Source organism: Alteromonas sp. AWJ4_199 (assembly GCF_056159165.1).
The window spans coordinates 1,058,972-1,082,255 of record NZ_JBSWUR010000001.1; the positions used below are offsets into that span (position 1 = coordinate 1,058,972).

The following is a 23,284-nucleotide window of genomic DNA, read 5'->3' on the forward strand; positions in this document are numbered from 1 at the left end:
TTGGCAAAAACTAATACGCTTTAAACCTTTTTTGCAAGGTTGTATTTTTCTAATAGCAACCTTGCTCATCTTTTCATACTCAATTACGCAGCCTAATCGCCTATGCAAAATGCAACATCTTGGTTTTCAGCGAAACCAAAGTGGTTTCGAGTTTCTACCTACCTTGTCCTTTTCTATCTTACTTATGCTCTTCTTTTAGGCGTAGTGACCCCTGCGGTGCTAGAGGCAAAATTACCTAACCTAATAAAAGAAAATACAGGTCGAAATGCCACGGTAAAAGATATTGCGATAAACCCTTTTCTATTGAAGGCAGGCATTACTGATTTTGTCATCTATTCAGAATTTAAGCCATCAACCACCAGTGACAGTAACGAGCAGAGTAAAAATAGCAGTGAAAGCGATACCAAGAATAAGGCGTCAAACGAGCGTTTTTTTAGTGTCGGTAATTTTTCTTTAGACATTGGCTTTTGGCAATCGCTGTTTACTCTTACTCCTGCAATTGAGTCATTAACTATCGATTCGCCATATGCAAAAGTGGCACGTTTAAATACCGATAACGACACACAAACATTTAACTTTTCCGATATTCTCGCTCACCTTGAGAATCGCAGTACAAATGAGAAAGAGGTATCTGACGGGCAGATCCCTAGAATAACATTAGGTCAATTTAAACTAAGTAACGGCCATATAGTTTTAGAAGACGAAGTTACCGATACCCTGCTTGATTACCCGGAATTGGACGTTGTACTGCAAGACCTAGATACGCATGCTGTAATTAGTGTTAGTGACAATAGCCAAGCTGCGTTTAATCAATACCAGTTTGATTTGCTTACCGCCGAAAAAGGCAAAATCTCGATTAAAGGTGAGTTCCAACTGTCTCCCTTTAAAGTTGCTACAGACGTTGCGATAAGTGACGTTGCTTTGGTACCGCTTTGGTCGCTATCGAAAGATTTGGTAGAAGCGAAACTAGTAGACGGTACGGTTAACTTAAGCCTTCAGGCGCAGGCTTTTGAAGAGGAAGATGCGTTTCAGTTTTTACTGGAAGGCGGTGAATTTGCCGTCAACAACTTGGTGTTTAATTCCACTGCATCATCACCCACATCAGCAGCCGCGCCATCAAGCTCGCCAGATAGTGTCAGTACCTCGAAAGAGATCCTCGCCATCCCTTCATTTGCCGTTCACAACATAAATGTAAACGGCGCAAAGCAACAGGTAAATATTGCTAAAGTTGCGCTAGACGATGTCAGAGTGTCGGGCTTGTTTGACGAGACGGGGCTCGATTTACAACGCCTGTTTACACCTAAAAGCCTGACCGCCGCTGCTACTCAAGCAAGCGCCAAAGCGAACACAGATTCGCCTTCTGGGTCCGAAGAAAAGGACAAGAGCCTTCAGCTTAAAGAACAAATAACACCTCAGCTAGAAGGTGAAATATCACCTGAAACCGACAACAGCGTTGATGCAGAGACCGTTTCGCCAGAATCAACAGGCGAAGAGATGCAAACAGCAGCCCAAACTAAAAATGGCTCACCGGAACTAGAGCAAGAGACGACATGGAAAGTAGCGCTACAAAAGTTTGCATTCAATAACGGCACCGTTGATATGCTAGAGCGCAGCATAAGTAATGGCACCTACTATAGAATTAGTCGATTGGATATTGAAAGCGGTGAAATCACCACTGATTTCTCTAAACCCATTTCTTACACCACAAGCCTACAAGTCTCTGCCGACACCCAGGCCTTTAGCAATACATCAAAAGGTACCCTGACAAGTAGCGGAAGCCTATTTATTGCAGAACAAGAGGTGCAAGGCAAAGCAGCCATTGAGCAACTAGCACTTAATCAGTTTCAGCAATATGTTTCACCCTACGCTAACGTCACCCTTGAAAAAGGCCTTTTCAATCTGAATGTTGAGTTTGACGCTGCAATGGGTGATAAGGGAACTGAAACATTAAACGTTAAGGCAAATACGAAGGTGTCTGACTTAAGTGTTCTAGATGACGCCAAAGAGCCGTTGTTGCAATGGCAATCTTTAATAGTGGACGATATTGATTTTAACCACGCTTTAAACCAGCTAAGCGTAGACAATATTCAGTTACAATCTCCCTTCGCTCGACTCATTATTGACGAAGCCAAGCAAACCAATGTGAGCAAGCTAGTTGTTTCCTCAAAAGAAAACAACAATGAAGAGCAGCCCGCTAAGAATGATATCGCTAGCAAACCTAGCAGCATGAGCTCAACAAATTCGATAACATCTGAAACTCGTGAAAAGACGTCTTCAAACGCTGAAGAGCTTGCTATTGTTGTGAATGCCATATCAATTGAGAACGGTAAAGCCTACTTTGCTGATCACTCATTAACACCGAAGTTCGCGTCGGCCATAGAAAGCCTAAATGGCAAAGTAACAGGCATAAACTCGCGTTCAGATACGCCGGCCAATGTGGATATCACTGGAAAAATAGATAACTATGCACCGGTAATACTAGCGGGCTTCATTCACCCTTTAAAAAGTGACCTTGACCTAGATTTAAATTTCTCTGTAAAAGGCGCTGAACTTACTTCAGTTAACCCCTACTCTGGCACCTACATGGGCTATTACATTGACAAAGGCTTGTTGTCATTAGCCGTGCAATACAAGCTTAATGGGAAAGCGCTGGAAGGTAAGAATCATGTAGTTATCGACCAGCTAACCTTAGGTAAAAAATCTAATTCTGACCAAGCGCTAAGTTTGCCACTTGGGCTCGCTATCGCGCTGCTAGAGGATAGCAACGGCGTTATAGATTTAGGTTTAGATGTATCTGGAGACGTAGACAGCCCAGATTTTAGCTTTGGCTCTATAATCCTTAATGCTATTGGCAATATCATTACCAAGGCTGTGACCGCGCCGTTTTCGCTACTAGCAAATCTGGTTGGCAGCGATGACGAGCTAGACAGCGTTGAGTTTGAATTTGGAGAACATTCACTCGGCGCGGATGCACAGGAAAAGCTGAACACCTTAGCAGAGGCGTTAGAAAAACGCCCAGGGCTTAGAGTGAACATTGAAGGATCGGTAAATGCGGTATCAGATTCAAGTACGCTGGCACAACGCCAGTTAAATGCCACGCTATTCGCAAAAAGTGGGCTTGTTGATTCCACTACTACCTCCGGCAGTTCAAGTACGAACGGGAATACTTCTGCAGGTGATGACATTGAAAATCTCAGCGACAGTGGAAGTTCGCAAGATGAGCCATTAACCGGCAGCCGTATTCCATTGGAAGGTCCATTGGCCGACGCCCTTATTTCTCACTATGTAGAGATGTTTGCGCCCGACCTTGATCAAGAATATAAGAAGATGGTGGCTAAGTTATACCCTGAGTTAACAAGTGAAGATGAAGGTCAAAATAGTAGTGATAACACTATTGATACGATTAACGAAGAGGACGTAAAAAGAGCGCTGACGATTGCCCGTTACAACAAGCTTCGCAATAGTATCGACATTTCAGAAAGCGCGTTAATTGAACTTGCCGACTTGCGCAGTAAAGCGGTAAAAAGCTATTTAGCCAACGAAGGTAAAATTGAAGCAAACCGTTTATTTTTGCTTAATACTCAGCACGACTTACATACTGAAGTTAGCGGCGTTGAGCTAACTTTGGAAGCGAACTAGAAAAAAAGGGTAGCCGATTTAACTGGGCTACCCTTTCCATTAACACTATTTTTGAAATTTTCGGCTAGCTAAACGCTGCGAGCAACACGTAAGAGCCTTCAAAATCTCTAAGCTACTTCTTCAAATGCGGCGCACAAGTTTCAGCAACTTTTGATGCATCAAAAATCTCAATCCAATAGCCGTCTGGGTCTTTAATAAATGCGATGCCTTTCATAGAGCCATCATTGAGGCCTTTTTGAAAAGGAACGTCTAGAGATTCGAATCTGGCGCAGGCAGCTTCTGCATCAGGTACATGAAAACCAATGTGACCAAAGCCCTTAGGCTCGGCATTGCCGTTGTGGTAGCTGACGGTTTCTGGCGTATCGCCCCAATTATGAGTTAATTCAAGCATAGCTGGGCGACCAAAAGTCTGCTGGGTACGCTTTTCAACATCGTCGGAAATATCAGAAAAATCATCTCCGGCCGCCAAAAAGTACAGGCTAAACTCCATTTCTTCGAAATCTAAACGCTTAATCAGCGTCATGCCCATCACTCGTGTGTAAAAATCTAATGAGCGCTTAGGGTCTGCAATGCGTAGCATGGTTTGGTTAAACACAAAGCCTTTCGTCGCGTCGTCTTTGTTTTCATAAAGGCCTTCGGCCTTATCGAAATGTCTGCTCATAATTTTTCCTTTACTCTATTAAAATGAAATTAGTTATTTCCCTTTTTAACTTCTCTTACAAAGTTAACTACTTTTGAGACAAATTCGTTAGTATCAAATACCGGATCGCCATGGCGCTTACCTTCAGCAAGAAACAACTCATTTGGCACGCCAAATTGGTCTAGGCGGCGACTTAATAATTCGCTTTGCGAAGCGGGTACTACACCATCATCAAGTCCATGAAAAATAATAAAAGGCGGCGTTTCACTATCTATATAAGTGGTTGGCGAGGCTTCTCTCGCTAGGGCTTCGTTGGCCAGTGGAGATTCACCCAAAAATTGAGCTTCTGCGGCATCAGGCGCGTCGTGATCCACTTTGCCGCTGTTGCCCCGCAAAGCCATAAGATCAGAAGGCCCAAAAAAGTCGACCATACCAATAACGCGATAGCGCGGCTTTGCATCAAGAAATGGAGCGTCGTCGTTGTTTGATGTGGTCAAAAGCGAGGCCAGATGCCCTCCCGCTGAGCGCCCCATCATGATCACGTGATCAGCGCTTAGTTTAAGATTATCGCTATTATCAACTAAAAAATTAATCGCATCGTTTATGTCATTGGGGGCTGCAGGAAAAATAGCCTCACCGCTAAGTCGATAATTTACTGCGGCAACCGCCACACCTTCATTGAGCAAAGAAGCGACTAAATTACCATTTTTGGACAGGGTCTCGTTTTTACTCCCCCTCATCCAGGCACCACCATGAACCCATACGACGAGTGTGGGGGCAGTTCCGAAGGAAGTTGGCATGTATAGATCCAACGCTAAACCTTTGCCATTCACTGTCTTGTAAACTATCGACTGGGGTATAATGTCGTCTACATTAACGTATGGCGTTTCGGCCTTTTCACTCTCTGTTTCCCTTTTATCGCTTTTCGTCGTACCGCACCCTACTAGCATGATTGCTATACCTAGAAGCGTAGCAAGCCCAAAAGTAAACCGCATAAATGAAAACTCCATCCTATGTTGATTGAAGTTAGTAAGCCTAACAAGCTCTCAAGCACTGGCAAATGGAAGTCATCTAGCGGTGAACTTTATTCACCGCTTTTTAGCAGGTAGCTCGCCCCACACAGATGCATTATGTTGCTTTTTGGCCTTTTGCATTTCATTGTTAGCACTTTGGCTAACTGAGCGCTTAGACTTGTTAGTTACCGACGATGTAACTCCTGGCTTGTTAGTATGAGTATTATTCCCGTTCAGTTTACCTTTAACGCGTTTACTATCGTTTGGCCGATTCTCGTTTGGCACTTTAGGGGCTGGCTTTTGAAGACCTGTTTGCGCACTGCGGCCGGTACCTGATGAATCAGGTCGATATTTTTTCACCATGCCTTGCAACAAGTTACGAACCACTTGGTCGCCAGCGTGTTTATAATTGCGGTGGTCTGGCTTTCTAAAAAGTGCAGAAAGCTCACTTTTGCTAATTCGAAAGCCAGCCAGTTGAAGTACTTCAATCATATCTTCATCTTTGTAACTCATTGCTATACGAATTTTGCGAAGTACTTCGTTATTACTTAATCGCTCTTTTGGCCCAAGCTCTTTGGGTGCTTGCCCTTCTTGTCGACCTCGGTTTTTTATGATCAATCCATCAAGAAACAGCGCAATAATCTTATCACGACACGGCAAATAGCCAGCTTCATCTTCTCGCTTCATTACGGCATGTAAATAGTCAATTTCCATATCGTAGTTAACCAATTTGAAAATGCTAATAGCAGCGGTATCGTTTATAGCTAACGCATAACGAAGGCGACGTAGAACATCGTTGTGAATCATGTAAGTGGGCCTGAAAGGTGGAGTAGCCAATAATTGGTATGGATTAAAGTGTAGCGCAATTCGCGCATTTTTTAATTTTACACTACTTGGCCATTCGCATCTATCACGGGCTTTTATGTGCAAGTCTTCCCCATCACTATGGATAAGATAATCGCCGGTAAAAACTGAGCAACAAAAGCGGCCTAACGAGGCCGCTTCACTTCTAACTACTTCAAATGGCTGTCAAAAAAGTCTAACGTTCTGTTCCACGCTAGCTCAGCGTCCTTTGGGCTGTAACGACTTGTCGAATCGTTGTGAAAGCCGTGCTGTGCTTTGGCATAAGTAAAAGCCTCATACTCAGCGTCTTTTGTCTCCAAAACTACTTTGTAGTCTTCCCATGTGGCATTCACTCGCTTATCGTTCTCGGCAAAGTGAATCAATAAAGGGCCTTTTACGTGGTCAACTAGAGGCTGCTTTGCTGGTGTACCGTAGAAAGGAACGGCAGCGTCCAACTCGTCAGGTATGCTGGCCGCTAGGAAATTAGCAATATATCCACCAAAGCAAAAACCTACAACGCCAAGCTTACCTGTTGTCTTTTCATGATCTTTTAACCATAGCGCTGCCGCTACCATATCTTGCTCTATCTTGTCTCTATCAAGACTCTTTTGCATAGCGCGGCCGTCATCATCATTTCCTGGATAACCGCCTAGCGGAAACAGGGCATCTGGCGCAAATGCTACGTAGCCTTGCATAGCAAGTCTTCTAGCTACGTCTTTTATATAAGGGTTTAACCCGCGATTTTCGTGAACCACTAGAACGCAAGGCGCTACGCCGGATTCTGGTAAGCTAGTGGGCTGCACTAAGTACCCACCGCCCTCTCCATGCCCTTTGGGCGATGAAAAAACTTCGTAGGTAGCTTTAATTGCGGGGTCGTTAAACGAAACCTGTTCCGCTTTTGCATAGTCAGGGATCAGTGCGCCACCAATAGCGCTCACGGTCAAACCTGCAACAGAAAGCGAAGCAAGACGAGTTAAAAACGTGCGACGGTCTATATCTCCATGGGCGTATTCATCGTACCAATCGAACGCCTCTTGAGGGATGTTAAGTTCTTTTTGTTGCGATAGTTTTTGCGGTTTTGGGGTGTTATTTTGCTTCATTTATTGAAACCTTAAGTTTACACCGCTCAGCATTGATAATTGCCCCTCACTGGGTAAGGATCTTTGCTGAGTGGTATTAAGTGGTAGCACAAACACCGTGCCCCGAAAAATGTCGATAATATCTACTGTACGTGGGATAGCCAAAGAAGCAAGGCACGATTCCCTTTTAAGGCAATAACCCTCATGTCACATAAACTTAGCAACTTATTGCCACCAAGACGCGGCGACTTGAATTGGAGAAGGGTCGTTAGCATAGGAAACCCAAATAGCCAGGGCGCGTTTTGTGGTTTCTACATGCGTATTGCTAGGCAAAGATAAGCTTGTCTCATATTGAAATGCGCGAGCATTGTCAGTTTCGCTATTTAACACCGCTTTTTTGTAATCTAGCACTACAAAATCATGAGTTAGCTTACGCCCTGCGTTCTCACCTCGCTTTACCGATGTTTCTATGCCAAAACCAAGTAATGCCACGTGAACCGTTAGCGAAGGATTATCCTTGCTGGCGTTTATTTTATTGAACGTCACGTCTATGTTGTCGTTGCCTATCGAAGCATTGAGTACGCCAGACAAAGGGGCGGTGTTGTTCGGTAACGGCTGCCCGCGAAACCAACCGTTCCAAGCGCGGCCATTTAAGGCAAAACCGGGCGTGGCGATAGTGTTGGCTTTACCTACACGCTTGTAGTCTCGTTGCCTTTTACTAAAAGCACTGTCAGCGAAAGGATCTTTCCAACCCAAATAATCCCAGTAGTCCACGTGAAAGTTAATGGGAACCAACTCAGTCCATAATTTTTTGCTATCTACAAACCCTGAAATCCATTTTTCAGCCGGTGGGCAGCTGCTGCAACCTTGGGATGTATAAAGCTCCAAGACGGTTGTTTTATTAGGCGTACTGGTAAGTATGAAAGGCGCGTCTGTTTTTTCGTTGGATGATAAGTTTGTTGTTAGCAACGGCGCAGATAACGGCGCTAATTCAGACGCTGGAGCATTTGCTAAACCTGCAGTTTTGCTCTCATTAGAATGCAGAGTGCGGAAAGCTTTAACTATGGGGTTCTTTGCGGTTTGGCTCGAAGCATTATCTACGTCGCTATTTATAGATGTTGAAACCTTCGATTTTTCCGGCTGTACATTAATATGCCAGTCGTAATCAATAAAGCGAAGCTTGTAGTTGGCAGGGATTGGTTGCTCAATATATAGGTTAATGTACTGGGGCAAATCTTTGGCTTTGCCCGACGCAACAAAGTCCTCTGTGTAGAAGTCTAATATTTCTGATACATACACTCGTTTGCGTTTATCATCCAAATAGAAGTGCTTTGGCTTGTTGAAAAATTCATAGGTAAGCTGTTCTAGTGTTTCATTTAATGACTCTGGGTAAAATGGCGTTTTAGGGAGTCGTGGACAATCTTTCACCATGCAGTTAAGGGCGAAGTGTATTCTTGGTTCGTTAAGCGGCCTTATCACATCATTTTCATAGTCGTATAGATTAGTGACCTTCCCGCCAATCACCACATCCCGAAACTTAAAAAAAGCGGCGCGAGAGAAGAAACTTGTAAAGCTATCCGGAATACCTTTTTCAATCACGCCAAACATTGCCAATGCATTGTAACTATTGATGTGATAGTTCATTACTTCTTCTGGCGAAGTGAATAATTCAGGTGTTGCGGTTGGGCTAGCAAAGCCAATAAAGGTTACAACATTTTCGAGCGGCGCAATATCCTCAGACAAGCCTTTAAAATTAGTTCGCCCTTCTTCATCAACATAATTTGCTAATACATACTCCCAGTCTTGAGTCGCTTGTTTGTAAGCTTGCTTCAGCATAAAAAGCGCTTGGGTTTCAACGTTAGCAGTCATTGAACTTATTTCATTTGGCTTTTCGCTTGCACTTACACTTTGTACGAAAAACAACAAGAAAAACGCTAAAGCCCATGAAACAAACGCCCGTAAAGCGTCACCGAAAGCGCTGTTAAACTTTAGCGAATTAGAATACTGCATGGCTTTTTCCTTATCCTATTTCTGAAGTTTGTTGATTTAAGGGAATGCTATTTGGTCTAGCGCCAAGATCGTTTTTCACCCCGTGAGCTGACTTGTGAGTTAGCTCCTGGTTTAGATCGCTAACTGGCTTACTGATTGATTCATTCGATGACCTTTCGTTGGGTTCGTGAATCGGCTTATCATCGGCAAGCAGTCGTATAGGGATTACGTTATCCTCTCGATAACGCTCTCCCAATGGCTGGTATTGCTTTACCTGCCCGCGATGGTTGGTGTACGAAAGTGGTTTCAATATATGTTCGTCGCGCTCGGCGTTGTGTTTACACATTGATACAGGGCCGTCTGCTGTCATTACCATGAATGAACACGCATCAATTCTGTCCTGCTGCAGCGCACTGGCATCCATAAAGTTTTGAACGAAAAACGACAGCTTGTGCATTCGCCCGCGACTTTTAATTAAACTACTGCGCATTTCTAACAGCTTTAACGATGTTGCTTTGGCGAGCTTCCAAACCCACTGTGGGCGAGCAAGCAGCGCTTTACTGTAATCCCATATAATCTTTGCGGTGCCGTGCTGCCGGGTTGTTTGTATATGCTTAAAGTCTTCAAGAAATTGCGCAAACAATTGCGCGTCATCAACGACAGAATAGACTTGATTATCGGCAACTAAAGTGGGCATGTAGCTGTGGCAATCACTATGGCCGATACGTACCTTTTCCCACGGCAACGCTTTGGAAATTGTTTTCTCAATGGCCGCTTTAACGGTAAGCGGGTCGACCACATCCGTTCGGGCGCCCCACTCTCCTCGGCCGGTTTCAGCTTGTAGCTGAAAAGAGGCAAAACTTACCGCATCTGCGTGCTGTACAAAAAAATCCACCAGCATGGGCAGTTCTTTGAAATTGTCGGTATGTACCGTGGTGTTAAAGATAACCATAAGGCCCAGGCCTTTGGCTCGCTCTAGGTACTCTTCACGAATAGCATTTAACGAATGCTCATCATCATAACCTTTGCGCTCTTGGGTGGTGTCTACGTGAAATGCAACGTCGTTAAGCCCAGCTTCGGCAAGCTCAGTGAGCAGGCCCCTAGTGGCAGCAATACCGTTTGTAAATAGCGCCGTATGTAGGCCAAGTTGATTTGCATAGGCAACAATATCGATAAGCTCGCTGCGTTTTCTTAACGTAGGGTCGCCCCCAGTAATTTGCACGCTGGTTCCAGGCCCGTAGTGTTTAAGCACATTGTCTAATCGCTTGAACACTTCTTAAATGGGAATATCACGAACTGCTTGCGAATGCTCTGACAAATAGCATAAGGTGCAATCAAGATTACATTTTTGCGTGATTTCAACAGCAACACAGCCAATGGTATGCGTTCGCCCCAAAAGTTGATTGGGAGTAAAATGTTCGCCCATTCGCTTTCGTGTAAAGGCAAGTTGTTGATTTCTTGTGGTACCAGGGGAGCACGTCATTTCAATGTGTCTTTTTCAAACTACTCAGTATCAACAAAGACCTTTTACACTTAAAAATACTTTCAAGGCATGGCGCTTTTTTGCACTAGCCACATTGTTTTATTGTGTAATAAGTCATGCAGAAGTTAGTGAAGCAAAGCTCGGTTTAGCTGCGCCATTGAGTGCGTTCGAAGAAGTTAAAAGCCTTGTTTTTTCTGACCCTTACTCAAACCTTCCGCAATATGAGGTGTCGCGTAAACACTTTGATGTTAACGGCGAAAATGTACTGTTGAAACACGCTCAAAGAACCCTTTCATCAAACGCAAATTTTATCGAATTAGACACCAAACATAAGCTACTTCAAGCCAACGGAATTTGCTTTGGCGGTATTTGGAAGGTGAATCAAAACAGCCCTTACTCTGGCCTTTTTCAAGCGGGTACAGAGGTTCCTATTATTGTTAGGGCTTCAGTCAGTTTAAGCGGAACAAAACAGCAAGATAAGCGTGCTTTTGGTATGGCAATTAAGCTCTTCCCCAATGCCCATAGTGCACTTACTGAGAACATATTTCTTATGCACTCCCTTGGCGGTACAAAAACAAAGCATGTTGCAAACCTGCCTATGACTAACGAACCAGCGCTTGGTGAGCTGCCGCCCTTTAGCCAATTGCTTACCGCCTATCGACTGGAAAGCGATCTTGAGAAAGCCGATAAAGCGTTTAGCGGTAAAAAAGCCAATGCGCGGTTTAGACCCGTTTCTCATTTAGCCGCGGTAAAGGTTGGTGATGCACATCTAAGGCCGGCGCAGCATACAAAAGAAAGTACGTCAGAACTGAGCATTTCAGCGCCAATTACTTCTAAAGAAATCAACATAAAGCGCGAGCTTGAAGTAAAAAGCAAAGCTGATACACAAACCGAAATACAAGGACCTCACTGGCTAAGAGCTGCATTAAGGTCAGATACACCGCTGGTAGACGAAGATGATTTCAGAGATGAGTTATCGTTACAACATTACCCCAATAAGACACTGACTTGGAATATTTTTGCCGCCGAGTTTAATAATGCAGGAATAGACAAAGCGCATTGGCAAGAAATTGGCGAAATTATATTAACCGAGTCGGTTGTTTCGCTTACCTGCGATACAAAGCTTCACTTTAATCACCCCGCAATCAAATGACGTTGGATAATTCCGTTTAAACAGATAAACCTCACGCTAGACGGTTTTTACTGCCTGTCGAGATTACCGTATAGTATGCGGTGTATTTAACGTTTTGTTTTAAGTGTTGTTTCATGTCCGCTTCCTTTCGCAAAAACAGTCGCAAGTACAGTCGCAGTATTCACTTGTGGCTGTCGCTGGTTATTTTTATCCCTGTGATCATTGTTATCGCTAGCGGCTTGTTATTGCAGGTTAAAAAAGAATTCGACTGGATCCAACCGCCTACGCAAAAAGTGCAAAAAGGCCAAAATAGTGCGCCAACGCTGCCCTTTGAGGGAGTGCTTGATGCTGTAAAACAGGTGCCTCAGGTTAACTTTAATACGTGGGACGATATCGACCGTTTAGATGTTCGTCCCGGAAAAGGCATCATAAAAGTACGCGGCAAGAACCATTGGGAAGTGCAGCTTGATGCCCAAAGCGGTGATGTGCTTCAGGTTGCCTACCGACGCACAGACACTATCGAAGCCATTCATGACGGCAGCTGGTTTTTTGAAGGCGCCAAACTATGGCTATTTCTACCCGCTGCCCTTCTACTTTTTGTGCTGTGGGTAACCGGCCTTGTCATGTTGTACACCACCCTGAAAAGCAAATATCGAAAAAAGAAATACCGCCAGCCACTTAATAACTCATAGTTGGTAAGTGATGGCTAGCTGTACACTTTCCCCTTGAGCGAACGCGGCTTTGTCATCAGCGCTGGTGTAATAGTGTTGGTTAGTGAGGTTACTCCAGCTTGCTTGAAGTTGCATATCCTCACCTAACTGCCAGTTCGCGCCAATATCTAGGGTAAAAACGTCGCTAAGGGCTCGTTCGCCGTCTGCAATGTCTGACTTACTAGCCCGATAGCTTAGTACCGTAAAAAAGCGCGTGGCTTGCCAATTAACACCTACATCCAGGCGCTGATTGTTTGCCGGTATATCTGCAATGGTGTTGCCCAAGTTATCTTCACCGCTAATCCACATGCCACTAAGTCGAGCATCTAAGATGCTGTCTTGTGATTGCCAGCTAACCTGATAGCTTGCGCCTTCTATGGTTGCACTATCTAAATTAGCGTATTGAAGTACATCTTCAGCAACTGTAGTACGTTCAATATAGTTATCAATTTGCTGATGAAACACTTCAATTGAGCCCTGAATATGCCTTGCGCTATAGGCCAGGGTTAGCTGTTTATTAAGGGCTTGTTCGGTTTCAAGCTGAGTACTACCCAGCACCGTACCTCGAGGCGTTTCCCCAGCAAAGAAACGCTCAGTTAATGATGGGTTTCTAAATGCACTAGAAACATACACGCTAGCCGACCAATAGGGAGAGAGCTGATAATTTGCGCCCAAATAGCCACTCAAATTTGTGGTTGATTGCGACCTACTAGGCTGGGCATTATTAGGCTGGGTTGGGCTGGCACCTGAATCATCAGACTGTCGCTGCCAATCAATCCTTGCCCCCATGGCAACGGACCAGCGTTGCCATTGATGTGAAGCATCAACAACGGCTGCAGTATTAATCTCGCTAGCGTCCAGAGTACGCACTTCATAGGCAAGTTCTGATTCAAATGCGTTTGTTATCAAGCTGGGCAATGAAGAGTTAAGCGATGCGCTTTCGACTGGGGTTAAAGTGAATTCTCTCTCATCTGCCACCACACCTTCACGACCGGATAACTGAAACTGCCAGTTTAAATCCCAACCTTTGAATTGCGTAACTGTATTGATATTGAAACCATAATCAAACGCTCTGTTTTCGCTGTCATTTATCCTGCTTTCTGGTCGCAACACCGAGGTATCTAAGCTTGATTTATGCCACCAAATATTCCCAGCAAATAGTTTATCTTCAAACGCTATTTTGCCAAGCCAATGGGTATTATTTGGGTAGGTTGTTATTCTGCTTTCAGGATAATCACTGCTGGATTTACCAATGTCGTTGTTGTTTGAATATAGTGTCCAGGCTTCTTTTATAATGCTATTTTCAGGTCTGTGCCTAAGAAACAACCCTGTTTGTTCAAATTGATCAAACAGCGGGTTTCCGTTCGCATCCTCACCGTTATTCGCGCTTCTGTATGAGATATTCCAATCTGTAATGCCTGAATTGTCTGTGCCGTTTGCGCCATTTTTGCTGCTATCGGCAGCACTGGTTCCGACATAACTCACGGCTTTCATCTGCTGATTACTGCTGTAACCTACTCTCAAATAGGACTCTTTGAGTGATTCGAGCTGTAAGTTCACCGCGCCGCCAATAGCGCCCGAGCCTAGATAAGTGGAAGCTGCGCCCGGTAATACGGTGGCTGACGAAATAAAGTCAGGCGGAATAAAGCCTACACTTGAACCTGCGCGCCTATCGCTAACAATAGGCACGCCATCAAGCAAGGTTTGAATTCGCCATCGCGAATACCCTCGCACACTAATACTTTGTATCTGTCCGCCCTGCCCGTTTAACGATACTGACGGCGATTGAAGCAGCACATCATTGGCATGCAAAGGCGAAACAAGACTACTTTTATCAAAATCATATTGTGGAAATATGCGTGAGAGCGCTTCGTCATAATAGGGGCGTGTGGCCGTTACTGTATAGCGTTCAACGCTATTGGAGGGTTCGCTTTGAGCAAAACTCGGTGTCGATAAAAGCGATAGCAAAAACGCTGCAAAAAAACGCGGCGAGCATATAAAAGGCGAAGTCATAGATGCAGGTAAACCTGATGAAATTTCAAAAAACATTGAAGAACGTGGAGCTGGAAAAAAAGAAAACAATAAAGGTCTCACTAACCGATACGTACGAATGATAGGAGTACGGACCGAAAAATTTGGTTAAAAATGAAAAGAAAGGCGCGGCAGTAATGCTACTGCCGCGTGCTAAGCCCAACTAGACTAACAATTAGACTGAAAATCAGGCTAGTCGGCCGCTATTTAGCGATTACAGGAAGACCTGTTGTCCACGGTCCCCCAGCATCAACCACAGCTTGTTGCAGCTTAGGTACAGCGGTATTTTGTAAAGTACTGATGCGTGTAACTACGCTATCTAGGCTATCTTGAGCATAACCGAGCTGGTCTTTGTGTTGCTGTGTAGGACCATAAGATGAACCTAACGCAGAACGAGCATAGCGCAGGCGACTCATGATATTCGCTGGCTTAATGCCCATTTTATCGCGTGATTTAAGACCGTAAAACGCTCTGTTCACTTCGTTTAACTCGTCTTGAATCGCAGCAAATTGGGCTTCAAGTTTTGCCACATCATTTGGCGTGCGGTCAATAGCTGTGCGCAATAGAGCCATTGTATCTTTAAGCTGCGTCAGCACTGTCGTTGAAGAAAGTGCACGTTTTTGCGCTGTGCTTACCTTATCTGAATAAGCAGCAATTTCTTCATAAGTAGCACCTTCAAGCGCCCCCTGAACAATAGGCTTAAGTTCAAACGATACAGGCTCAGAAAGTGTCGTTACCGTAGCACCAACACGCTTTAACAAGGTAGCGGTATAGGTACCTGGCAGCGCCATCAAACCTCTATCTTTACTTTCTTTATCCGTTAGCGGACTCGTCGATGTATGCTTCATATCCCAGGTGATGCGATGCAAGCCTTTCTTTGCTTTACCCTCGACGCGCTTAATAACGTCTCCGTCGCTGTCGCGTACCTCAACATAGACTGCTGGCGCTGCTTCTTGGTTCTCTGCTTCCACAGCTTCCCAGCTAGGGTATTTAGGGTACTTCTTATCCTCTATTAACTTCTTCTCAGCTTCTTGGCGTTTTTCTTTTGCCGTAAGCAAGCTGTCTTTCAGATAATAGGTGAAGGTTGCACCATGCTCAGGGTTTTCGGCAACAAAGCGGTCGTCGCCGTCAGAGTCTGTGTGATTTTCATCTAGCTGGAACCATTTAACTGGGCGGCTAGGGCCAAACAAAATGGCGTCTTGTTGCATAGACTTTTCAGTTAATGAACGCAGCGGCGCGTAGTCATCAAGAATATAAATACCCCGACCAAAAGTACCAACCACAAGGTCATTCTCTCTGCGCTGTATTTTTACGTCGCGGGTTGAAATGGTCGGCATACCACCGTCTAACTCAACCCAGTCTTTACCGCCATCTACCGAGAAAAACACACCAAACTCTGTACCTATAAAGAGCAAGTCTTTGTTCACATGGTCTTGCACAATACGCCAAACTAGGTGCTTCTCAGGCAAGTCTTCAGCAAGTGATGTCCAGCTTTTACCCAAGTTAGTTGATTTAATAAGATAAGGCTTGTAGTCACCATATTTGTGGTTATCCAGCGCCACATATACGGTATTTGGGTCGAACAAGTCAGCGCGAATATCATTCACATAGGAATTGGCAGGAATGCCTCTGATATCGTCTAACTCAATCTTTTTCCACGATTTGCCGCCGTTGGTTGTAACTTGAATAATCCCGTCATCTGTACCCGCCCACAAAATATTCTCATCTACCGGGCTTTCAGCAAAGTTGGCGATGGTGTGGAATTCGGTCATGGCATATAAGTCCCAACCGGCCTCTACTGACCACGTGCGCCCCATTAATGGCGAGTGCATACGATTGCCGTTTTTCGTTAAATCGCCTGATACTGGTGTCCAGCTGTCACCGCGATCATCACTTCTCCAAACTCGCTGCGAAGCAAAGTAAATACGAGCAGGGTCGTGAGCTGAAACATTTATCGGCGCGTCCCAGTTGTATCGTTCTGCCGGGTCGCCTGGAAGTGGCTGAGGCTTAATGTATACGCCTTCACGGGTTTTCATATCAACGCGGGTCAAGTTACCCTGCTGCCACTGAGAGTACATAATATCAGGGTTGCCTGGTTCTACCGCTGGGCCGTGTCCGTCACCACCTAAGGTCAAGAACCAATCTTTATTCTTAATCCCTTCTTCTCGCATAGTGCGTGAAGGTCCACCTTGGGTAGAGTTATCCTGTGCACCTGCGTAAATTTTGTAAAAAGGCTTTGAATCATCTGGCGCAACTTTATAGAACTGGGTCAACGGCAAATTAGCCATAAAGCGCCAGTTCGCCATTCTGTCGTGAGACATATAAATACCGCCATCAGACCCCATTAAAACAAAATCCGGATCGGTAGGGTGGAACGCCATGGCGTGGTCGTCCACGTGCTTGCGCTTAGTATTAATAGGCGTCCAAGTTTTACCGCCGTCGTCTGACACTTTACTGTAGTTGCTGGCGATATAAACACGGTCAAACTGATGCTGGTCCGCGAAAATTTCTTGATAATAGTGAGGGCCAGTACCGCCACCTACTTCATCAGACATTTTAGTCCAGCTAGCGCCCTGATCAGCTGAGCGATAAAAGCCCCCGCCGCGATTATCAGTTTCAATGGTGGCATAAATAACATCTGGGTTCATGGGCGAAATAGCCATGCCAATTTTACCCATGTTACCTTCGGGTAAACCTGTTTTAAGTTCGGTCCAGGTTTCGCCACCATCGTTAGAAGTATGAATACCTGCACCTTCGTTTGTGCCCACGTAAGCGCCAATTGAACGCTGACGTGCCCACGTTGCTGCATAAAGTTTATCTGGATTGCGCGGGTCGATAAGTAAAGATGTTACGCCCGTCCATTTATCAGCAGGCTTAAGCACTTGCTTCCAGGTTTCTCCCCCGTCGGTCGTTTTATACAAGCCGCGCTCGCCGCCGCCACTCCACAATGGCCCTTGGGCAGATACCCATACAATATCTGGATTTGTAGGGTGAATAATAATGTCAGAAACGTGCTCTGACTTCTTCAGACCCATATTCTTCCAGGTTTGACCGCCATCTAGCGATTTATATACACCGTCGCCAAAGCTAATATGACGTCCACCATTATTTTCGCCCGTTCCCACCCAAATGATATTTGAGTTACTTGGCGCAATGGTCACGTCACCAATGGAATAAACAGGCTGGTCATCAAAAATAGGCTCCCAGGTTGTGCCAGCGTTGGTAGTTTTCCACACGCCGCCAGAACCTACAGCGGTGTACCAAGTAGATGGGTCGTTCTGGTCAATTGCAATATCGGCTATTCGGCCCGACATATAAGCAGGTCCAATGTTTCTAAGCTCCATTGCCTTAAACGTTGAACTGCTGAAGACTTCATTCTTGTCGTTTTTATCTGCGTAGGTGGGTGAGCATGAAAGTGCAATTGACACCGCAACAGCCGCTTTAAGAAGCTTTTTCATTATTGTTATCCAGTGTGTTTGATAGGGCTCAAAACCCTTTTTTAATTTGTAGTACTATCACTCTATAGCATTACTAACAAATGCTTAAAGTTACAATGTAACATACGACCAACTGCCCATTACAAAAGTTGAAAATATTGTGCACAGACTTAACATTACTTAATATTTTGTTGGTCATTAGCCAGTGCATTTTTCAAAAGTAGTTTAGTCCTACCGACTCAACCTGTACATTTATTCAACAAATCGTATATTATCCAATCTGGAAGTTTGTTTTACTATTCAGGGCGTCAGCCTAAGAATACTAATACTGATTCACAGGATTCAAATAGACACGAAAAAGCTTAAAGGCTCGAAGGGAATACATAAAAATAATATGCGGATTAGACATCTAACAATTTTACTCGTCGTTGCCAGCGTTCTACTTAGTGCCTGCACACCTTCACAATCTACAAACAAAATTCTGATCAGTGGTCCTTTTGAACCAGTCAATAACGATCCGGCAAGTACTGGCTACATGTTTACACGAATGCAAATTCTGGAAACTCTCATAGACGTGGATAACCAAGGTCAGCTTATCCCAGGACTTGCTAGCTCATGGTCAAATGATGAGGACTTTACTGTTTGGACATTTAATTTACGTCCTGATGTGTATTTTCATGACGGCACATTAATGACCGCCGACGCCGTCTACAAAAGCCTTTCGGTCGCGTTTGGTAAACCAACGCCATTTTCAAAAGATATGATCGCCAACATGGAGGTGCTATCAGAATATTCTATCAAGTTCACCTTGAACCAAAGTTACCGTCCTTTCCCTTCCCTGTTAAGTAATTATGCAACTGCGATCGTGGCACCTGCAACCTTCGGCAAGTTCAATCGAATTAAAACCTTAATAGGTACAGGCCCCTATCAGATTACGCACTTTGAACCACCCCACAATATTACAACCACACGCTTCGACAATTATTGGGGCGAGCCCGCTGTTATTGAAAACGTTGAGTACGTAACGGGACACCGCTCTGAAACGCGGGCGCTTATGGTACGAACGGGGCAAGCAGATATTGTGTACAACCTCGACCCTGCCGCGGTTAGCATGTTGCGCACTGACTCTAACGTAAACGTGTTTAGCGACAGGATCCCTCGCACCACTTTAGTTAAGTTAAATAGCGGCCATCCTATCCTCTTAGATGTAAAAGTAAGGCAAGCATTGAGTTTAGCGATTGACAGAAAAGGCATTGCATCTGGCGTAATGCGTATATCGAATATCTCTGCTGATCAGCTATTTGGCCCAAATATTCGAGACTGGCATATTCGTTCTACTACAGATATTGCTACCAATACTATTTCAATGAGTGACGCTGACAATAACCCAACAATTAATAATAGTGTTGAAAATGGCGACTTATTATTTAACAGGAAAAAAGCGGAACAACTGCTAACCGACGCAGGATGGTTAGTAGGTGAGAATGGAGTGCGCTACAAAGATGGCTCACCTTTAACGCTGGATATGATTACCTATGCCAATCGCCCAGAACTCATTACCATTGCCACGGCAATTCAAGAGCAGTGGGCTAGCATTGGAGTGAAGCTCTCTGTCCATATGGAAAATGTAAGTGCCATTCCTTCAGGGCATGCTGATGGTACATTGCAGACTGCACTTATGGCGCGTAACTTTGCTAACATCCCAGACCCTCTCGGTATAATGCTGGCTGACTTTTCTTCAAAAGAAGGCGGAGATTGGGGGCCAATGAACTGGCAAAATGAAAAAGTGTTTAGTGATTTAAAAACCTTAAGTCATACCACGGATGAACACGCTTACAAATCGTTGATATCATCAATTATGCAAGAAGTCCAAAAAGACGTTCCTCTCATCCCCGTTATGTACTATGTACAGCAAACGGCTACATCTAGGCGACTTAGAAACTTCAGCTTCGACCCTTACGAGCGCTCTTTTCGTGTATCTCAAATGAGAATAACCCCATAATAATGAGAAAGATCCTACTTCAACGGCTGCTTCAAGCTGTACTGATGGCGTGGAGTGTAGGCACACTCACATTTATTATAACCCGTTCACTACCTGGAGATATGGCTTACAAAATAGCGGCTGGCCGCTACGGTGACGATGCGGTAAGCACAAGCGCCGCTAACGCCGTAGCAGAAGAACTTGATCTGCACAGAAGCGCTTTCGAACAGTACGTAAGCTGGATGACTGATTTAGCCTCTCTGGATTTAGGCAAAAGCTTGGTCACGGGTGCCCCCATTGTTGTTGAGCTACAAAATCAGCTTTCTTACACCCTTGTTCTCGCTGGACTCGCTATTCTGGTATCCGCATTAATTGCGTTTCCTCTGGGAATTTATAGCGGCATCAGAAGCGCTCGAAAAAGTGAAAATACTCCTAAAAGCCGTGCTTCTCTTTTTGATAAAACAACATTAGTGTTCTCCACGTTCGTGCGCTCTCAACCGGTCTTTTGCTTGGGGCTAATTCTCATCTTTATTTTTGCTCTAGAGCTCAACTGGCTACCGGTTGCGGGCTCTTCTGGCTTTGTCTATACCATATTACCTGTAATGACCTTAGGGTTAAGCCTGGCCGCTATATCAAACCGCGTAATTCGCAACAGTACTGTTAATGCGGTTCAGTCGGGTTATTTCCATTTCGCCAAGATCAAAGGGTTAAGCGCTCTAGAGGCGTTTAGGTGCCATGCGCTTCCAAACATTGTTATACCTGCTCTAGCCTTCATGGGCATTCAGCTTATTGGGTTGATTGAAGGCGTAATTATGATTGAAAGCCTTTTTGCTTGGCCCGGCATAGGACACGGACTTTCCCATGCTGTCTTTGCCCGCGACATCACTATGTTACAAGGCACTGCTTTGATAATGGGCATGTTATTCGTATTGGTCAACACACTTGTCGATTTAAGTCAGTATGCACTCGACCCAAGGGTGAGGGAAAATCGAGGACATGGCCAATGAAGACACCCGCCTTACCTGTTGAAAAAGTGATTGGCTTTTCACTTTTGATGCTGCTCTTATTACTTGCGTTGGGCGAGCCTGTTCTATTGGGAACAAACGGTAATCAACAAAATTTAAAGCAAGTGCTCGAAGCCCCAAGTGCGCAACATTGGTTAGGTACAGATCAGTTCGGACGCGACATGTTAGCCAGAATCTCAGAGGGTCTGCGCATATCACTTTCTCTCGCTGCACTGTGTGTACTAAGTTCATCAATCATTGGCGTGCTAACGGGCGTAATTGCAGCGTGGTGTAGAGGTTGGGTAGATACGACGTTGAATTTCATTGCCAATACAATATTGGCGCTCCCCGGACTGGTACTTATTCTTCTTTTCGCGGCGCTATTACCCGGCTCTTTCATTATGCTGTATTTAGCCATTTCCTTAGTACTGGCCGTCGAGTACTTCAGGCTGGTACGTGCTATCACTCTACCAGTAGTGACAGGCCCTGCACTCGAAAACTCTGCGCTAATGGGTTTTCCAAAACGTTATTTATTTAGTAAGCATATATGGCCCGCCATTCGACTAGACGTGTTATCACTTGCTGCTTTTGGTGCCTCATCCTCAATTATCGCCATGGCATCGGTGGGCTTCGTTTATGTTGGTTTAAAACCACCCAGCCCTGAGCTCGGGCTGATGATAGTTGAGCTTTTTCCATACTATCACGAAGCACCTTGGCTGCTCGCACAACCTATTTTCACCCTATTCGTTCTCGTACTGAGCTTTCACTTACTTTCTGCGAAGAGTGACAAAACACCTCGTTTAAATAAGTTCATTTTTGACAGCAGTAGACTATCAAAGAGTGATGCATTGGAGCGCAAACTGTGAGCCAATACATTGCTATTGAACATTTATCAATTTACGCGCAAGACACCATTATTGTAGAGGATCTATCACTTAACCTTGAACAAGGCGAGACACTGACTATATTGGGTGAAACCGGGGCAGGTAAAAGTCTGCTAGCGCAAGCAATTATGGGCGACTTACCGTCTGCACTGAAGGTTACGGGAAATGTTCTGGTAAACGGTGTTGATATGCTTCGTGCGAACCGACGTGAATGTGAACAATTGTGGGGGCGAGACATTGTTATGCTGCCGCAAGAGCCATGGCATTCTCTAAGCCCAATGATGAAAATTCGCCAGCAAGTCGCCGAAGTTTTTCGGTTTACATTAGGTAACGGTGCTCGCGAAGCACAAAAGAGTGCGAAGACACAGCTAGACAACCTGGCTCTTAAAGACGACAGTGATAAGGTCCCTTCTCAACTTTCCGGTGGAATGGCACAGCGTGTTGCTTTTGCCTGTGCATCAGCGACTAATGCACCTTTATTTCTAGCCGATGAACCCACAAAAGGGCTAGATCCTGGACGCAAACATCATATTATTGAGCAACTAAAGCAAAAAGCTAACGACGGTACGCTACTTACCATTACGCACGATGTTTCAGTGGCAGAGGCACTGGGTGGTAAATGTATGGTGCTCAAAAACGGGAAACTGGTTGAAACAGGTGATACCCGCAAGATACTGTCCTCCCCGTCTTCAAACTATACCAAAACCCTTATTGCGTCGGCTCCGCAACACTGGACGGCTACAACAAAAAAAACGCATAGGTTTGCACCGCTGGTATCGGTGAATGACCTCACAATTGTGAGAGGTAACCATACACTATTTACTGGCCTTAGTTTTTCTTTAGGGGAAGGCGAAATTGTCGGGCTTTGTGGTGATAGCGGCAGTGGAAAAACGTCTCTAGGTGATGCTCTACTTGGGCTTCTACCCTATCAAGGCAATATTGCGTTTCATACGCTTTTACACCGTTATCAAACCCTAAAGCTATATCAAGATCCCCCCAGTTCATTTGCCGATCACACTACGCTTAAATCATTGATTGATGACGTAATAAAGCTTCACAATGTGTCTAAAAAGCGTGCTGATTTGCTTTCAGCTCAACTAGGCCTTAACCAGCAATTGTTTGAGCGCAGCGCCTCTGAAGTAAGTGGAGGTGAGCTTCAACGCATTGCATTGCTGCGCGCGCTGCTACTAAGGCCCAAGCTACTTATAGCTGACGAGCCAACATCTAGGCTAGACCCCATTACAAGTAAGGCAATTACTCACTTACTTGTCGATCAATGCAGAGAAGAAAATTGCACGGTGCTCTTTATCAGCCACGACAGAACACAGCTAGAAAAAGCCTGTGACCGCGTCATAGACCTTCAGACTCTCACAACATCAAAAGCCGTTATATAACGGCTTTTGGAAGACAAGATTCAGG

General features: G+C 44.8%; 15 protein-coding genes. 7 read left to right on the forward strand and 8 right to left on the reverse strand.

Going from position 1 to position 23,284, the window contains the following annotated elements; all coding sequences use genetic code 11:
- Positions 1-102 precede the first annotated feature (102 nt).
- Positions 103-3,639 carry a DUF748 domain-containing protein gene (locus ACXAER_RS04700; RefSeq protein ID WP_474827085.1) on the forward strand — a complete coding sequence of 1,179 codons (3,537 nt, stop codon included), beginning with the start codon at positions 103-105 and terminating at the stop codon, positions 3,637-3,639.
- A 112-nt stretch (positions 3,640-3,751) separates the two neighbouring features.
- Here the strand turns inward: ACXAER_RS04700 and gloA are convergent, their stop codons facing one another.
- The 6 genes from gloA to ACXAER_RS04730 all read right to left on the reverse strand — a co-directional run bounded on the left by gloA (position 3,752) and on the right by ACXAER_RS04730 (position 10,476).
- A complete protein-coding gene (gene gloA, locus ACXAER_RS04705; RefSeq protein ID WP_474827087.1) occupies positions 3,752-4,300 on the reverse strand; it encodes a lactoylglutathione lyase in 549 nt (182 codons plus the stop codon).
- Positions 4,301-4,329: 29 nt separating this feature from the next.
- Entirely contained in the window at positions 4,330-5,274 is a 945-nt protein-coding gene (locus ACXAER_RS04710; protein WP_474827089.1) for an alpha/beta hydrolase fold domain-containing protein, read from the reverse strand.
- A 93-nt stretch (positions 5,275-5,367) separates the two neighbouring features.
- The gene (locus ACXAER_RS04715) at positions 5,368-6,099 is read right to left on the reverse strand and encodes a YehS family protein (RefSeq protein ID WP_474827091.1); all 732 of its coding nucleotides are present in this window, start codon (positions 6,097-6,099) and stop codon (positions 5,368-5,370) included.
- Positions 6,100-6,305: 206 nt separating this feature from the next.
- A complete protein-coding gene (locus ACXAER_RS04720) occupies positions 6,306-7,235 on the reverse strand; it encodes a dienelactone hydrolase family protein (protein ID WP_474827093.1) in 930 nt (309 codons plus the stop codon).
- A gap of 204 nt (positions 7,236-7,439) precedes the next feature.
- Positions 7,440-9,224, reverse strand: coding sequence for a DUF1223 domain-containing protein (locus ACXAER_RS04725; protein ID WP_474827095.1), 1,785 nt, complete (start codon positions 9,222-9,224; stop codon positions 7,440-7,442).
- Between the two features lie 10 nt (positions 9,225-9,234).
- Complete coding sequence (locus tag ACXAER_RS04730) at positions 9,235-10,476, reverse strand: radical SAM protein (RefSeq protein ID WP_474827097.1); 1,242 nt, start codon at positions 10,474-10,476, stop codon at positions 9,235-9,237.
- A 214-nt stretch (positions 10,477-10,690) separates the two neighbouring features.
- Here ACXAER_RS04730 and ACXAER_RS04735 point away from each other — a divergent pair, with 214 nt between their 5' ends.
- Both ACXAER_RS04735 and ACXAER_RS04740 read left to right on the forward strand, forming a co-directional pair.
- On the forward strand, positions 10,691-11,839 hold the full coding sequence (locus ACXAER_RS04735) for a hypothetical protein (RefSeq protein ID WP_474827099.1): 1,149 nt from the start codon (positions 10,691-10,693) through the stop codon (positions 11,837-11,839).
- Positions 11,840-11,952: 113 nt separating this feature from the next.
- On the forward strand, positions 11,953-12,510 hold the full coding sequence (locus ACXAER_RS04740; RefSeq protein WP_474827101.1) for a PepSY domain-containing protein: 558 nt from the start codon (positions 11,953-11,955) through the stop codon (positions 12,508-12,510).
- On the opposite strand, the gene ACXAER_RS04745 is transcribed toward ACXAER_RS04740, so the two are convergent.
- Together ACXAER_RS04745 and ACXAER_RS04750 are read right to left on the reverse strand one after the other, a co-directional pair.
- Positions 12,505-14,541: a TonB-dependent receptor gene (locus ACXAER_RS04745; protein ID WP_474827102.1), complete on the reverse strand. Its 2,037-nt coding sequence runs from the start codon at positions 14,539-14,541 to the stop codon at positions 12,505-12,507. The two genes, ACXAER_RS04740 and ACXAER_RS04745, sit on opposite strands and share 6 nt — an antisense overlap.
- A 221-nt stretch (positions 14,542-14,762) precedes the next feature.
- Complete coding sequence (locus ACXAER_RS04750; protein ID WP_474827104.1) at positions 14,763-18,017, reverse strand: WD40/YVTN/BNR-like repeat-containing protein; 3,255 nt, start codon at positions 18,015-18,017, stop codon at positions 14,763-14,765.
- 373 nt (positions 18,018-18,390) lie between these two features.
- On the opposite strand from ACXAER_RS04750, the gene ACXAER_RS04755 reads away from it, so the two are divergent.
- From ACXAER_RS04755 to ACXAER_RS04770, 4 genes are read left to right on the forward strand one after another with little or no spacing between them, the layout of a single operon-like run.
- A complete protein-coding gene (locus ACXAER_RS04755) occupies positions 18,391-19,998 on the forward strand; it encodes an ABC transporter substrate-binding protein (RefSeq protein ID WP_474827106.1) in 1,608 nt (535 codons plus the stop codon).
- Between the two features lie 2 nt (positions 19,999-20,000).
- Entirely contained in the window at positions 20,001-20,984 is a 984-nt protein-coding gene (locus ACXAER_RS04760) for an ABC transporter permease (protein WP_474827108.1), read from the forward strand.
- Positions 20,981-21,847, forward strand: a complete 867-nt coding sequence (locus ACXAER_RS04765) for an ABC transporter permease (RefSeq protein ID WP_474827110.1) — start codon at positions 20,981-20,983, stop codon at positions 21,845-21,847. Before ACXAER_RS04760 ends, ACXAER_RS04765 begins: the two co-directional genes overlap by 4 nt.
- Positions 21,844-23,259 (forward strand): ABC transporter ATP-binding protein, encoded by a 1,416-nt coding sequence (locus ACXAER_RS04770; protein WP_474827112.1) that lies wholly within the window; start codon positions 21,844-21,846, stop codon positions 23,257-23,259. Before ACXAER_RS04765 ends, ACXAER_RS04770 begins: the two co-directional genes overlap by 4 nt.
- Positions 23,260-23,284 lie beyond the last annotated feature (25 nt).

Coding starts and splice junctions, on each gene's coding strand:
- ACXAER_RS04700 (WP_474827085.1), top strand. CDS start 103: ATGCAAAATGCAACATCTTGGTTTTCAGCGAAACCAAAGTGGTTTCGA.
- gloA (WP_474827087.1), bottom strand. CDS start 4,300: ATGAGCAGACATTTCGATAAGGCCGAAGGCCTTTATGAAAACAAAGAC.
- ACXAER_RS04710 (WP_474827089.1), bottom strand. CDS start 5,274: ATGCGGTTTACTTTTGGGCTTGCTACGCTTCTAGGTATAGCAATCATG.
- ACXAER_RS04715 (WP_474827091.1), bottom strand. CDS start 6,099: ATGATTCACAACGATGTTCTACGTCGCCTTCGTTATGCGTTAGCTATA.
- ACXAER_RS04720 (WP_474827093.1), bottom strand. CDS start 7,235: ATGAAGCAAAATAACACCCCAAAACCGCAAAAACTATCGCAACAAAAA.
- ACXAER_RS04725 (WP_474827095.1), bottom strand. CDS start 9,224: ATGCAGTATTCTAATTCGCTAAAGTTTAACAGCGCTTTCGGTGACGCT.
- ACXAER_RS04735 (WP_474827099.1), top strand. CDS start 10,691: ATGTGTCTTTTTCAAACTACTCAGTATCAACAAAGACCTTTTACACTT.
- ACXAER_RS04740 (WP_474827101.1), top strand. CDS start 11,953: ATGTCCGCTTCCTTTCGCAAAAACAGTCGCAAGTACAGTCGCAGTATT.
- ACXAER_RS04745 (WP_474827102.1), bottom strand. CDS start 14,541: ATGACTTCGCCTTTTATATGCTCGCCGCGTTTTTTTGCAGCGTTTTTG.
- ACXAER_RS04750 (WP_474827104.1), bottom strand. CDS start 18,017: ATGAAAAAGCTTCTTAAAGCGGCTGTTGCGGTGTCAATTGCACTTTCA.
- ACXAER_RS04755 (WP_474827106.1), top strand. CDS start 18,391: ATGCGGATTAGACATCTAACAATTTTACTCGTCGTTGCCAGCGTTCTA.
- ACXAER_RS04760 (WP_474827108.1), top strand. CDS start 20,001: ATGAGAAAGATCCTACTTCAACGGCTGCTTCAAGCTGTACTGATGGCG.
- ACXAER_RS04765 (WP_474827110.1), top strand. CDS start 20,981: ATGAAGACACCCGCCTTACCTGTTGAAAAAGTGATTGGCTTTTCACTT.